We start from the raw sequence: 13,654 nt of genomic DNA, 5'->3' as shown, positions 1-13,654 counted from the left end.
ATCGATGACGCCGCCTGCAGGAGATGGACGTAGCCCTGCGCCTATCGACCGCCCAGTTCTCGAGTTTCTCCAGACACGTCTCCAAGCCACAGCACAGGCCGCTCGAGCGACGATCACGGATGCGAGTGGACACCTCGAACTCCATGTGACACTCGCACCCTCGTACTATCCTGAAACCGTAGCGGAGGCGAGTCTCACTGTTCGCTGGTACACGAACGACGACTTCAAAATCCATTACCGAGAGGTGCATCCTGATCACGCCTGGGAGTGCCGGTGGGACCGGCATCCGAACCCTCACAATACGCGAGACCACTTTCATCCTCCGCCCACTGCCCCGACACCCGGCGAGGACAGTTCGTGGCCAAGCGATCATCGGGATGTACTGCGGCTCGTCCTCGATACCATCGAAGAACGAATTACCGGGTTGTGAGAGGAGTGAGCTATCAGTGATTGCAGTTTTTCTGCGCCAAAGTGGATTCACCCGCTTCCAACGGTGACATCTTGTACGTGATCGCCGGCCAAGACGAGCCCGGTGGTCTCTCTATCAAAGGCGAACTCGAGGGGTACTACGAGAGAGCGAGATCCACCATGGGCGGCTGTATCCGAATCTCGATACGGTCGTCGACAAGGGGCTCGTCGAGAAAGGCGAGGCCAAGGGCGTCTGTCAGTATCGGGCTCCTGCAGAGCGACCACTAATCGAGATTCGCGATCATGAGAACAGTGCTGATCTCGCTGTGACGCTCGTCCATGAATACGCTCATACACTCTTACACAATGACACCGACGACAAGACCGAGCGCTCGAAACGCGAACTCGAGGCAGAGGCAGTCGGCTACATCGTCGGACGCGACTGCTGCTTGGATACGAGCGGGTCGGCGTTCTATCCGACTGCATAGGAGGGTGACGAACCGGTGGTGAGCTTCGACCGACTCGCGCGGATCAGTTCGACCGCCCAGGAGATCATCGATGTCGAAGCCCTCGAGCGACTTGTAGACTCAACGGGCCCACACACTGCTCTCGAGATTTGGTTCTCGATTGGTGAGTTCCGTGTGATAGTGACACCAGCCGATGTTGCCGTGGTCAAGGTGTCGTAGCGGGATGTTCACCGAGTCAGACTAACAGCCAGTCCAATTTCCTATAGTAGCAACTGAAACGATTTACACACTGATCGCACCGCTGTCGTGCGATTAGGTGTGCAATGACTTTCAGTTGCTACTATAGTAGCCGCTCGGTGCATTTATCTGGTGCCAAATCGATTCACACCGTGACAGAACATGCTACGCTCTCGGGGTTTGCCACGAATCAGGCGACTGATTCGATGCCAACCAGTCACCTATCGAACGCCGAGATTACCTCTCCTCCTGAGCGAACCGTACTGTCGCTGACGGCGTCACCGACGCCTCACGAACGCGTTGTTTCGCGTCTCCTTGCAATCAGTGCGGCGGCATTCGGAAAACCGCGACGATGGGCAGCGGAGATTGCAGCCACAGTGGCACGACGCTATCGAACGGTCGATTCCTGACCGCTCATTCCGGACGGACGGACGCTCCTCGTACCACCTGCTGGGATGCCTACGACGGCGAAACCGGGCAGATAGAGAGTACTGTTATGCCGCCGACCTGCGCTATTTGTCGCCCAGATACCAAGACTGATATTACCGACCTCACAACGGTGAACAAATGTCCTCCATGACACGCCGTGCGGCCCTCGGCACAGTCACCGGTTTCGTCGGCGGCGTCGCAGGTTGCGCTGGTCTCCTCGATGGGGAATCGTTCCCCATCCAACGGTCGTGGCAGACGGGGTTCCGTGATCCGTCGTCCGTCGCCATGACCGCAGCCGGGCAGCTCTTGGCTGGCTCGCACAGCCCATTCCGCGATCGACCGATCGTCGCCGGTCTGGACGCCCAGAGCGGTGAGACGACCTGGACCGTGACGGTCGCGAAGGGTGAGAAGTCGCCGCTGGGCGTCGGTGATGGCCGAGCCTACGCGATCTCGAAGGCCGAGACGATGGTTTCCATCGACGCAGCCACGGGTGAGTCCGTCTGGCAGCGTCGACTCGCACCGATCGACGCGGCCGACCCCGAGGTCGTCGAGTTCGCCCCTATCCCGCTCGGTGATCGCATCGTGGTCCCGATCTCAGGCACCGAAGATGACGTGCCCGACCGACTGGTCGGTGTCGCTCGGGCGGACGGTGAGACGCTGTTTACCCATTCTCTGTCCGCATCGCTGTCAGGCGCGCCTGGCGCGACGTCCGGTGGTGTAGTTGCGCCTCTGATCGACGGTCGCGTGCTGTTCCTCGACCGGACTGGCGAAGTCGGCTGGACGCGGGACCTTGGCGCTCCGCTGTCGGCCGTTGGGGCTACTGACGGGACCGCATACCTCGGTGCCGCCACCGAGGAACTGCTGGCGCTGGAGACCGCGACCGGCGCAGTCGCCTGGCGAGGCTCGTTGGCCAACACCGTGTTCGCGCGGCCGTTGGTGGCCGACGATCGGGTGTACGTCGGCGGCGCGGACTACACTCTTCGAGCGTTCGACCCGGCCTCGAGCCAGCAGTTGTGGCGCGACGACCTCGGAAATGCCGTGACCCATGGGCCGATGCAGGTCGGCGACCGCTTGGTGACGCTGGTCGGTGGGACACACGACATCCGTGGCTCGAGCGGCACCATCCCGTTCAGCCCAACTGTCCTCTATGTCCACGAGCAGGACGGTACACGTATCCGCGAAATCAGATTCGATGATAAGTCGTTCGATAGCGGCAGCATCGAGTGGGCACAGGCGGCCGGTGAGACGGTCTATCTGGGACACACGGACGATCTGACACGGGTCGCTCCGGAGGCGATCACCGATGCGTGACGCCGACACCGCTGCCGACAAGCACGGTCCGTCGCGGCACGCGGCCGAGCGACGGGACGGCCGGAACTGGTCGCGCCGCCAGGCGCTCGCCTCGCTCGCGTCGGTGGGCACGCTCGCGCTGGCAGGGTGCAGCCTGTCGTCGGTGCTGCCTGGCGTCCAACCCCTCTGGGAGCGTGACTTCTCGACCGCAACGGCGGCAGGCCCACCGTCCGCGACCGACGAACACGTCGTCGTCGGTGGACAGGACAAACGCCTTCACGGGTTCACGGCCGACGGGGAACGGATCCTCTCCGTCGAAACCGGTGGTCCCATCGAGGCGCAACCGGCTGTCCCGTCATCGGGCGGCCCGGTCCACGTCTACAGCACCGACGGTGACCTCTACACGGTCGGGCTGTCGGGGGAGCGACTGTGGCACGTGGAGGGACAAGCCCGGAGCGGGTGGCTCGGTCGACGCGGCTCGCTGCTGGTCGGCACCGATCCGTTCGGCGATGTAGTCACCGGCTACGATGCGAACGACGGCACACGTCGTTTCCAGCGATCCGGCCGAGCGTATCCGCTCCCCACACTCAGTGATTCGGCCTGTCTCTTCCCCGTCACGAACTCGAATGACGACACGAAGTTGGTTACGCTCGCTCCGGCGACCGGCGAAGTGCTGTGGAAGTCGCCACCGCGTACCGGCTCCCCCTACGTCGTGGCTGCCGGCGACCGGATCGTGACGGTCCACAATTCTACCGTGCGGATGCGCCGGGCCCGCGACGGGCACGTCCTGTGGCGGACCGTGGTAGACGGCGACGTGACTCGCCACTTCGGTCCGGCGGTCTGGCTCGGTGATCACGTCTACGTGTGTGTCCGTCGTGATGACCGCTCGGACGAGTTGGTTGCCATCGATCGCGATGGGGGACCCATCCGGTGGCGTCAGGCCGTCGGGTACGAACTCGAGGCGGTGACGGCGACCTCACACGGTGTGTTCGTTGCGAGTTCGGTCGACGATCCCGACGGTGGGATTCTAATCCGGCTGGATGCCTTCGCCCTCGATGGGACCCGGCGGTGGCAGACGACAACTGACATCGCGATCGGCGGGAGAGTCGAGGCACTCGGCCGTGCCGGTGAGATCCTCTTTGCGGCCAGCGACAACGAGCTTGCCGCCTACGACCCTGCGACCGGGAAACGCCGGTGGCGGTACGATGTGGAGTCCTCCCGAATCGGTGTGACGACGGCTGCTGGCGCGCTGTACGTGTCTTACCGCGACCGCGGTGGCGTGGCGCGGCTTCCGACGAGCTGACCTGCGAGTGATTTCAACGGATTCGCCACCTCGATAAGAGGGTGCTAACTGTCTCGAGGCCCGATTCCGAGCCGACCGGCCGCCGATCGTGTCGACGGAGTGGTGTCAATCGAGTGGTGGTGTCGACGGCAGGGTGGTGTGTCGTCCGTTCGACGCGCACCGCCGACCGGTCGGCTACCCGGCGGGGCTCGAGCGCCGAGCCCCGCGTTACTCGTCGGTCCCGTCGTCGTGCTCGCGATGGACGCTGCTGTCGCGCTCGCGGTGGATGCTGCTGTCGCGCTCGCGGTGGATGCTGCTGTCGCGCTCGCGGTGGATGCCGCTGTCGCGCTCGCGGTGGAGCAGCCCAGGGGCGACCGAACAGCCACACGGCCTGACGACGCCGGTGTGAGGCCCGGTCGAGGTCAGCCCGGTAATCGGCTGGCCACAGCTGGGACACGAGAGCAGCGCCGAGTCGTCCACTCGGCCGTCGTCGTTTCGCGTCTCCTCGCTACACATCGCGATCGTACCTCTCGATCGAGAGCGGCGTCGACACTAGTCGCGTCGGGCGATTCTGCTGTCGTGCGGGACGTTTATATCCCGGTAGAATCAACGTAATCATGGCAACCGAATCCCTCAGCGGGTTTGGAAGCCACGTCTCGGGTGCTCCTACCACCCGGGGCATTTCGATACAGCCCCCTTGTCGCTGGAGACCGGCTTCCGGTTTTCGGTTTGACGTGTTGTAACTTATATCTACTGCTAATTGTCCGTAATGAGGTGGGTCGACCACCCCTCGAGACGCCGGCGCGCCGTGGCTCCCGAACCGGACCAGCGATTGATCCCACTCGAGGACAGGGAGCGACTCGCGAACGGAGAGGACGACCACTTTTGACCCCGGCGCACCGAGAGAGGGCAATGAGCGAAGCCGAACCGGATTCCAGCCGCGCGGCCGTCGCGGTTCGTGCGGCCAGCGACGGCGCTGCCGTCGCGGCAGACTCCTTTCGAACCGAACTCGCGGTCGAACGAAAAGCGAACAAGACGGATGTCGTCACGCAGGTCGATCGCGACGCACAGGAGACGGTCATCGAGACCATCCGCGACGCGTTCCCGGACGATCCGATCGTGGGCGAAGAGGAGGACGCGCTGAAGCAGGTCCCGGAGACGGGACCGGCGTGGATCGTCGACCCCATCGACGGGACGAACAACTACGTCAACGGCTCCCGTGCGTTCGGCACCGCGGTCGCGGCCGTCGTCGACGGCGAGCCCGTCGGTGCGGCGATGGACTGCCCCGCGCTCTCGGATGCCTACCGCGTCGGCCCGGACGGCGCGTATCGCAACGACGACCCGCTCTCGGTCAGCGACTGTACCGACCCCGAGGGAGCGACCGTCTGTCCGACGTTCTGGTGGGACTTCGACCAGCGCGACCAGTACGCCGCGGCAACCCGCGCGGTCGTCGAGCAGTTCGGCGACATGCGCCGCTATGGCTGTGCCCAACTCGAGCTCGCGATGGTCGCCTCGGGCGCACTCGAGGGGACGCTGACCAACCTGCGGGCGAACCCGTGGGATACCGTCGCCGGCGTCCAGCTGGTCCGGGAGGCCGGCGGCGTCGTGACCGATCTCGAGGGCGACCGCTGGCGACACGACAGCGCCGGGCTAGTGGCCTCGAACGGCGCGGTTCACGACGAGGTGCTCGCGGCCGCCCGCGCGATCGAGGCCTGATCCGGTCGTCTCGCGTCGCGGTATCGGACACTCTCGTGTGCTGAAACCGGAAACGGTAAGCGGCCCCCAATACCGGATTCGGGTATGGACGATTTCATCGATCGGGTCGGACCCGAGCGGGTCTGGGCCCTGACCGTCGCGAGTCTCGCGGCCATCGTGGCCCTTGGTGCCGTCCTGTTTCCCCAGCGGGTGTACGTCGAGTTCATCTGGCAGTACTTCTGGGGACCAGTCGTCGCCGACGCCCACAGCTGGAACTGCGTCGCTTGGGCCAACGGCCAGGAGATCGCCTGCAGCGAGGCGGGCCCCAACGCTGGCCCGACCGCCGAACCCGGCTACACGTTCGTCTCCTACTCGGGGTACATTCCGACTCTGGTCCTGTTACTGATCGGAATCATCTTCCTCATCCGTCGCCTCGAGATCGAACGCTACCGCGCGGGCTTTTTCGCCCTGTTCCCGTTCATGCTCTTCGGCGGTGCCCTGCGAGTCGTCGAAGACGTCAACGCGACGGCGTTCGCGGCGACCGGCGAGATGTCGATCCCGCTCCCGTGGTCGGGATTCATCATCAGCCCGCTGATCTACTTTACCGTCTTCTTCATCGCCCTCTTTGCGGTCGTCTTCTCGGTCTGGCTCGATCGCAACGACTACGTCTCGGGCTACGAGTACCCGCTGGCCGGCATCGGGACGCTCGCGGTGACGATCACGATCGCGTATCTGGCCGCCACCGCGGCGACGGAGCCGTACTCGGAGTTCCATCCGCTCATCCCGCTCGTGATCCTCGTCGGGGCGACGCTGACGACGGCGATCACGTGGGTCGCACTCGAGCGCTTCGCTCCCGAACTGAACCGCGGTACCGAGTCGATGGGCATCGTCGTCATCTGGGCCCACGCGGTCGACGGCGTCGCGAACGTCGTCGGCCTCGACTGGGCGACGTCGCTTGGACTGTCCGCGAACCTCGTTCCGAAACACCCGATCAACCGGGCGATCGCCAACACGACGGCCAACGTGCTTCCCGCCGACGTCGTCGCCGTCACCGGCTCGGCCTGGCCGTTCCTGCTGGTGAAAATCGCCGCCGCGGTCTTCGTCATCTGGATCTTCGACGAGACGGTCTTCGAGGATAGCCCGCGCTACGCGATCATGCTCATGATCACCGTCGTCGCCGTCGGGCTCGGTCCCGGGACTCGAGACATGCTGCGCGCAACGTTCGGCGTCTGATCGGCTCGATTCGGTTTTCCGACGGCTCGAGTGTGTCGTCACACGCCGGTTTCGATCGGTTCGTTCCGTTCCGAACCGCCCATTCTGCCGATGGACGAACCGACCGCTATCGACTCCGGCGGACCCTGCATCCGTCTGTTGGGTCGTCCCGGAACACAGCGACACTGCTCGACGACCGTCTCAAGCGCTGGCTGCGCCGGGGTCGGTCGTTTCGAGGCTCACGAGCGTCGGGAAGAAAGACGCGTTTGGAAAGAGGGCAACGTCGGAGGTCTCTCAACGACAGCCGACCGTTACAGCTCGTCAGTCTCCGCGCGGTCGTCGTCTTCCCCGCGGAGCACCTCGAGTGCCGCATCGAAGTGCACCTGGGTGAGGACGATGTCCTCGACGGCCGTCGGCGTCTCCTCGGACTGGGACTGGACGTGCTCGCGAACGGCCGTCGTCGCCGCCTCCCGGCACAGCGACGCCAGATCGGCACCCACGAAGCCGTCCGTCTCGGCTGCGAGGTGTTCGATGTCGACGTCGTCGGCCAGCGGCCGGTTCCGGGTGTGGATCTTCAGGATCTCGAGTCTGGTCTCCTCGTCCGGCTCGCCGACCTCGATCTTGCGCTCGATCCGACCCGCACGCGTCAGGGCGTCGTCGATGAGGTCGGGTCGGTTCGTGGCCGCGATCACGATCACGTCCTCGAGTTCCTCGAGCCCGTCGAGTTCGGTCAGCAGCTGCGAGACGACGCGTTCGCCGACGTTCGAATCGCTGCCGCCGCTCCCGCGCTTCGTCGCGATGGAGTCGATCTCGTCGAAGAAGATCACGGTCGGTGCGTTCGACCGGGCCTTCTCGAAGATCTCTCGGACGCCCTTCTCGGACTCGCCGACGTACTTGTCGAACAGCTCGGGGCCTTTGATCGAGATGAAGTTCGAATTGGCTTCGTTCGCGACGGCCTTCGCGAGCAGCGTCTTCCCGGTGCCCGGCGGCCCGTGGAGCATGATGCCCTTCGGCGACTGGAGGTCGACCTGTTTGTAGGCGTCAGGGTACTCCATCGGCCACTGGATGGCCTCCTGCAGTCGAGCTTTGGTCTCCGCGAGCCCGCCGACGTCGTCCCAGGTGACGTCGGGCGTCTCGATGAAGACCTCTCGGAGCGCGCTGGGCGAGATCTCACGGAGCGCCGTTCGCATGTCTTGCTCGGTTACCTCGAGCGTTTCGAGCGTCTCGGCGTCGATCTCGTCGCCGTCGAGGTCGAGATCCGGCCGAACGCGTCGGAGCGCGTTCATTGCCGCTTCGCGGACGAGGCTCTCGAGGTCCGCGCCGACGAAGCCGTGCGTGTTCTCGGCGTACTGCTCGAGATCGACCGACTCGGCGATCGGCATCTCGCGGGTGTGGATCTGGAGGATCTCTGTCCGACCCTGCGTGTCCGGCGCGCCGATCTCGATCTCGCGGTCGAAGCGACCGCCGCGGCGGAGCGCGTTGTCGATCGAGTCGACCCGGTTCGTCGTCCCGATGACGGTCACCTGACCGCGGTCCTCGAGGCCGTCCATCAGGGAGAGCAGCTGTGCGACGACGCGGCGCTCGACGTCGCCTTGCGTGTCGTCTCGCTTCGGGGCGATGGAGTCGATCTCGTCGATGAAGATGATCGCCGGCTCGTTCTCGCCGGCCTCCTCGAAGACCTCGCGCAGGCGCTCCTCGCTCTCGCCGTGGTACTTCGACATGATCTCCGGTCCGGAAATCGTCGAGAAGTCCGCGTCGATCTCGTTGGCGACTGCTTTCGCGATCAGGGTCTTGCCGGTCCCCGGCGGGCCGTGGAGCAAGACGCCCTGGGGCGGCTCGATGCCGAGCGCCTGGAACAGCTCGGGGTGGGTCATCGGCAGCTCGATCATCTCCCGAACCTGGTCGAGTTCGTCGTCGAGTCCGCCGACGTCCTCGTAGGCGACTCCCGGCGGCTCGGGACTGTCAGCCGGTTCGGCACCGCGTTCGACGTCGACGTCCTCGACGGACTGGTCGGCCACGGTGATGTCCGTCGACTGCGTGACGACGACGGTCCCGTCCGGGTCGGTGTCGACGATTCGGATCGGGATCCGGCGACTGGATCGGCCCATCATGGAGCCGAATCCGAGCGCTAGCGGGACGGTCTGCCCGGCCTGTACCGCGCGGTTGGCGAGCTTCTCGCGAAGATACGAGGCGAGATCGCCGCGGATCTGCAGCCCGCCGGGGAGTGCGACGGACAGTTCGTCCGCCGGTGCGACGTCGGCCTGCTCGACCCGTACGAACTGGTCGATTCTCGAGCCGGTGGTTTTCCGCGTCTGGCTGTCGACGCCGACGACACCGCGCTGTTGTTCGCCGGGTCGGCCCGGTCGGACGCGGGCGACTGCGGTCCCCGCATCGCCCTGGATGGTGACGAAGTCGCCGCTGGACACGCCGAGTTCCTCCATCGCCTGGCGATCGATCGCTGCAATACCCTTCCCTGCACTCTGTCGGTCGAGCGGTTTGACAAGTAGTTTCATAAGATTCTGTTTCGGTGCCCAAGCTATCCCCGTACGGGAACTGCTGACGTCTCGGACTATCGAGAGAAGTACAGCGCTGGACTTGGTACATATACCCGGCCAGGACTGAAATAGGTGTTGTCCACACAGTTACGTTCGCGAACAATTCCCGAATGCGAACGGGAACGCGACCGCGTCGAGCGGTCGATCACTCGCCGAGGCGTTCTCGGCCAGAATGAGACGGCACCGATCGACCCGCGGAAACGCCCGCTCGTCGTTTCGGGAACGCCTTTACAACCGCGGGGTCTACCCTGCCGTAATGACCGACGAGACCGATACCGCGACCGCGGGCTGGTTTTCGGATCTGCATCCGGGGGATCTCGAGGCCGCCGGCGACGCGATCACCGAGGGCGAAGCCGAAGCGCCGCGGGAGTGGCCCGCCGTCGCCGTCGAGTCCGGCTACGCCGACTCGAGGGAGGAGTACTACGACCGGCTGCACGAGGCGACGATGGCAGCGACTCGAGCGGAGGTCCGCGAGCGCGAGCGGGCCGACGATCAGCAGTTGGTTCACGCGATCAGGGCGATGGACGACTGCAGTCGGACGGCGAACGAACTCGCGGAACGGCTGGCGGAGTGGGCCGGTACCGTCGATCCCGACGCCGGGACCGGCGTCGAGTACGCGCGCAAGCTGGCTCGCGGCGAGAGCGAGGACGGACTCGAGGAGCCCGCGATCCGCTCGCTTGCCGAACGGGTGGCCGGCCTCGCGGACGAGGCCGACGAGCTCCGGGCGTTCGTCGAGCGCCAGACGCCGGCCGTCGCGCCGAACCTCTCGGCGCTGGCGGATCCGGTGCTGGCGGCGCGGCTGATCTCCCTCGCCGGGGGACTCGAGGCGCTCGCGAAGAAGCCCAGCGGGACGGTGCAGGTGTTCGGCGCGGAGGACGCGCTGTTCGCGCACCTGCGGGGGCACGCGCCGTCGCCCAAGCACGGGATCATCTACACGCACGACGCGGTGCGGGGGACCCACCCCGAGAATCGGGGCTCGGCGGCGCGTGCGGTCGCCGGGAAACTTTCGATCGCGGCCCGCGTCGATCACTACTCGGGCGAGTTGAAGCCCGAACTCGAGGCCGAACTCGCCGAACGAATCGAGACGATTCAGGCCAGAACGACCGACGAGGACGCCGGCAGCGACGGAGGTGCGGACGATGAGTGAGGCGCTTCCCGAGGGAGTCCAGCGCCGCGAATTCGACGGGACCGAGCGGCTCGCGACGCGAGGGGAGCCGGTCTACGGCGAGCCGACCGACGGCGAGTGGCGCGCGTGGAACCCCCACCGGTCGAAGCTGGGTGCCATGCTCGAGCTGGGGATGGACACCGCCCTCTCGGGGGGCGAAACGGTGCTCTATCTGGGTGCGGCGAGCGGGACGACCGTGAGCCACGTCGCGGATTTCGCCGGGCCGACCTACGCGGTGGAGTTCGCCCCGCGGCCGGTCCGGGACCTGCTCGAGGCCGCGGACTCGCGCGAGCGGCTGTTTCCGCTCCTGAAGGACGCCCGGAAGCCCGCGACCTACGCCCACGTCGTCGAGTCGGACGTGGACGTGCTCGTGCAGGACGTGGCGACGCGAGGGCAGGCGCGGGTGGCACTCGAGAACCGGCAGTTCCTGGCCGACGACGGGCGGCTGTTGTTGGCCGTGAAGGCTCGAAGTGAGGACGTGACGCGAGCGCCGAGTGCCGTGTTCGAGGACGTTCAGGCGGCGCTGTCGGAGGGCTACGAGATTCTGGAGACCCGGACGCTCGAGGAATATCACGCGGATCACCTCGGGGTCGTCGCGCGGCCACGATAACCGATCGGATCGGTCTCCGCTGTTCGCCGGCGAACGGCGAGTCGCTGCAAGTCCGTTCGCTGCCGACTGACTGGTGGACCGACCGTACCAGTTACCGGCGGTACGACCGACCCCGCGTCCACGGCTCGAGCTTCCATCGGTTCGGCGGCGATACCCCGTCGCCTCCGGATCGGCCAGGCCGCTCGATGACGGCGGTCTCGGCTGGCACGCAGCAGTTTCCAAGTCCCTAAGTAGCCCGGCGCAAACCGGCCAGTATCGACGGATGGGAGGGAAATGACGCTCACCGATAACGACAGGGCCATCGCGGCGTTTACGATGCTTTCACACGCGATCGTTCACTGGTTCGAGTTGGCGATCCCGATCTTTCTCGTCGTCTGGCTCGACGCGTTCGAGGTGAACGTCGCTCTCCTCGGTAGCATCGTCGCACTCGGCTACGCCCCCTTCGGGCTCGGCGCGTTACCAGCCGGACTACTCGCCGACCGGTACGGCCCGAAGCGACTCGTCCTGATCTGTCTCGCCGGCATGAGTCTCTCGTTCGTCACGCTCGCGTTCGCGACCTCGATCTACGCCCTCGCTGCGGGGCTGTTGTGTTGGGGCGTGATCGCGAGCATCTATCATCCCGCCGGGCTCGCTCTCATCAGCACGGGGGTCGAAGACCGCGGCACGGTCTTCGCCTGGCACGGTATCGCCGGCAACCTCGGTATCGCGCTGGGTCCGTTCGCCACCGCGACGTTACTGCTCGTCTTCGAGTGGCGACTCGTCGCCATCGCGCTCGCCGTTCCCGGCGTTCTCGCGACCGGCTACGGATTCACGGCCCGGTTCGACCCGACTGCCGCACTCGAGGAAGGAACGATATCGCGGGACGACGCAACGGAATCGGGCTCCGGCTCGTCGTTCGTCGCGAACTCGCGGACGTTGTTTGCGGGGTCGTTCCTCCTCGTGTTCGCGATCGTTACCGTCGTCGGGCTCTACTACCGAGGGGTCCTCACCTACCTGCCGGAACTCCTCGGCGGGCTTCCGGCGATGGACGGCATCGAACCACCGGGCGGACTCGAGGAGTTCTCCCTGGGCGACTACTTCTACGTCGGATTGCTCGTCGTCGGGATGGCGGGGCAGTACACCGCTGGTAAGCTGACCAGTCGGGTGCCCGTCGCTCGCGGACTGGTCGTCGTCTTCCTCGGCCTCGCGCTCCTGGCGGTCGCGTTCGTTCCGGTGTCCACGATGGGGCTCGGTGTGATCGCCCTATACTGTGGGTGCATCGGCTTTTCGCTGTTCGCGATCGAGCCGTTCTATCAGGAGGCCGTCGCCGTCTACACGCCCGCTGACGCTCGCGGGCTCTCGTACGGCTACACCTATCTGGGAATGTTCGGGCTGGGTGCGGTGAGCATCTCTCTGGGCGGCGTTCTACTGGATCAGGCCACGATGAGCGTGTTCTTCGTGGTGCTCTCGGCGATCGCGCTACTCGGTGCCGGCATCTCGGTCCGGCTCTTGACCGGCTCGGCGGTCCCGCCGCGAGTGGAGAGCCCCCAAAACAGCGCCGAGGACTGAGTACAAAGGAGGGAGTGCTATGCCGTCGACTCGTCCCCTTCGCGGTTCGTCATCTCGGTATCGGCCGTCTCGTTCGTCCCGTCCGCCGTCTCCTCCAGCGTGATCAGTGCGTCGTCGATCACCGGCTCGCCGTCGGTGACGTAGGGGTCGTCGGCCTCCGGGAACTCGTACGTCTGATTGTCGTTCGTGTCCTGGTGGGCCATCGCGATCAACACCTGACTCTCCTCGAGGGACTCGTTGAGTTCGACGGTCACGTTCTCGTGGTCGCCGGGTTCCAGGAAGGTGGAGTTACCCAACACCTCTCCGGGATCGTACTCTTCGGACACGTTCGTCACGACCTCGTCCTCGGTCGCATTGTCCCCGTCGGCGGGCGCAGCCGCGTGGATGACGGCGAAGCCACCCTCGGGCAGCGACGTGTCGTTGACCACGACTGCGGTCCCGTTCGACGTCTGGTTCTCGAATGTCACCGTGGCCGTTTCGTTCTCGGTCCGGTTCTCCTGGGTCGCGACTCCGGCATCGGTTGCGGCGAACGCGATGCTCGCCCCCGAGAGGAGGACGAGCGTCACGACGACTGCGACGCCGATAGGTCTTGGACGTGGCATCGTAACCGTCGTTGGTACCGCCGTCGGTCGGCAAAAATCGGACCCTTCGTTAGAGCGTTCCAGGCGTGGAAACGTCCACATTCGGGAGAAGGGGCGAGCGCAGTAATCGAGTTGTTCCGATCGTTAGTCCCGTAGTCACGTTCGTAATATCAGT

11 protein-coding genes and 2 pseudogenes are annotated in these 13,654 nt (G+C 65.4%); 10 read left to right on the top strand and 3 right to left on the bottom strand.

Going from position 1 to position 13,654, the window contains the following annotated elements:
- Positions 1–4 precede the first annotated feature (4 nt).
- The 5 genes and pseudogenes from CP557_RS22935 to CP557_RS04735 all read left to right on the top strand — a co-directional run bounded on the left by CP557_RS22935 (position 5) and on the right by CP557_RS04735 (position 4,134).
- Entirely contained in the window at positions 5–430 is a 426-nt protein-coding gene (locus tag CP557_RS22935; protein ID WP_097378849.1) for a hypothetical protein, read from the top strand.
- 41 nt (positions 431–471) lie between these two features.
- Positions 472–650, top strand: a pseudogene (locus tag CP557_RS22930) (helix-turn-helix transcriptional regulator); the annotation flags it as partial.
- Positions 645–1,094, top strand: a pseudogene (locus CP557_RS22925) (ImmA/IrrE family metallo-endopeptidase); the annotation flags it as partial. The pseudogenes CP557_RS22930 and CP557_RS22925, both read left to right, overlap by 6 nt.
- Positions 1,095–1,679: 585 nt before the next feature.
- Positions 1,680–2,852, top strand: a complete 1,173-nt coding sequence (locus tag CP557_RS04740; RefSeq protein WP_245852906.1) for an outer membrane protein assembly factor BamB family protein — start codon at positions 1,680–1,682, stop codon at positions 2,850–2,852.
- Positions 2,845–4,134, top strand: coding sequence for an outer membrane protein assembly factor BamB family protein (locus CP557_RS04735; protein ID WP_097378847.1), 1,290 nt, complete (start codon positions 2,845–2,847; stop codon positions 4,132–4,134). The genes CP557_RS04740 and CP557_RS04735 overlap by 8 nt, the downstream gene beginning before the upstream one ends.
- 207 nt (positions 4,135–4,341) lie before the next feature.
- On the opposite strand, the gene CP557_RS04730 is transcribed toward CP557_RS04735, so the two are convergent.
- The gene (locus CP557_RS04730) at positions 4,342–4,629 is read right to left on the bottom strand and encodes a hypothetical protein (RefSeq protein ID WP_342746481.1); all 288 of its coding nucleotides are present in this window, start codon (positions 4,627–4,629) and stop codon (positions 4,342–4,344) included.
- 396 nt (positions 4,630–5,025) lie between these two features.
- Here CP557_RS04730 and CP557_RS04725 point away from each other — a divergent pair, with 396 nt between their 5' ends.
- Positions 5,026–5,829, top strand: a complete 804-nt coding sequence (locus tag CP557_RS04725; protein ID WP_097378846.1) for an inositol monophosphatase family protein — start codon at positions 5,026–5,028, stop codon at positions 5,827–5,829.
- Between the two features lie 84 nt (positions 5,830–5,913).
- A complete protein-coding gene (locus CP557_RS04720; protein ID WP_097378845.1) occupies positions 5,914–7,041 on the top strand; it encodes a DUF63 family protein in 1,128 nt (375 codons plus the stop codon).
- Between the two features lie 290 nt (positions 7,042–7,331).
- On the opposite strand, the gene CP557_RS04715 is transcribed toward CP557_RS04720, so the two are convergent.
- Entirely contained in the window at positions 7,332–9,533 is a 2,202-nt protein-coding gene (locus tag CP557_RS04715) for a CDC48 family AAA ATPase (protein ID WP_097378844.1), read from the bottom strand.
- 298 nt (positions 9,534–9,831) lie between these two features.
- Here CP557_RS04715 and CP557_RS04710 point away from each other — a divergent pair, with 298 nt between their 5' ends.
- From CP557_RS04710 to CP557_RS04700, 3 genes are all read left to right on the top strand, one after another.
- Positions 9,832–10,722, top strand: coding sequence for an NOP5/NOP56 family protein (locus CP557_RS04710; protein ID WP_097381532.1), 891 nt, complete (start codon positions 9,832–9,834; stop codon positions 10,720–10,722).
- Positions 10,715–11,350, top strand: coding sequence for a fibrillarin-like rRNA/tRNA 2'-O-methyltransferase (locus tag CP557_RS04705; RefSeq protein WP_097378843.1), 636 nt, complete (start codon positions 10,715–10,717; stop codon positions 11,348–11,350). The genes CP557_RS04710 and CP557_RS04705 overlap by 8 nt, the downstream gene beginning before the upstream one ends.
- Before the next feature lie 273 nt (positions 11,351–11,623).
- Positions 11,624–12,898 carry an MFS transporter gene (locus CP557_RS04700; protein WP_097378842.1) on the top strand — a complete coding sequence of 425 codons (1,275 nt, stop codon included), beginning with the start codon at positions 11,624–11,626 and terminating at the stop codon, positions 12,896–12,898.
- 17 nt (positions 12,899–12,915) lie between these two features.
- Here CP557_RS04700 and CP557_RS04695 read toward each other — a convergent pair whose 3' ends face one another.
- Positions 12,916–13,500, bottom strand: coding sequence for a DUF7282 domain-containing protein (locus CP557_RS04695; RefSeq protein ID WP_097378841.1), 585 nt, complete (start codon positions 13,498–13,500; stop codon positions 12,916–12,918).
- Between the last annotated feature and the right edge of the window lie 154 nt (positions 13,501–13,654).

This window comes from Natrinema ejinorense (assembly GCF_002494345.1).
Lineage (GTDB): Archaea > Halobacteriota > Halobacteria > Halobacteriales > Natrialbaceae > Natrinema > Natrinema longum.
The sequence above is the reverse complement of the archived record's forward strand: the minus strand, read 5'-3'. Positions and strand labels throughout refer to the sequence as shown.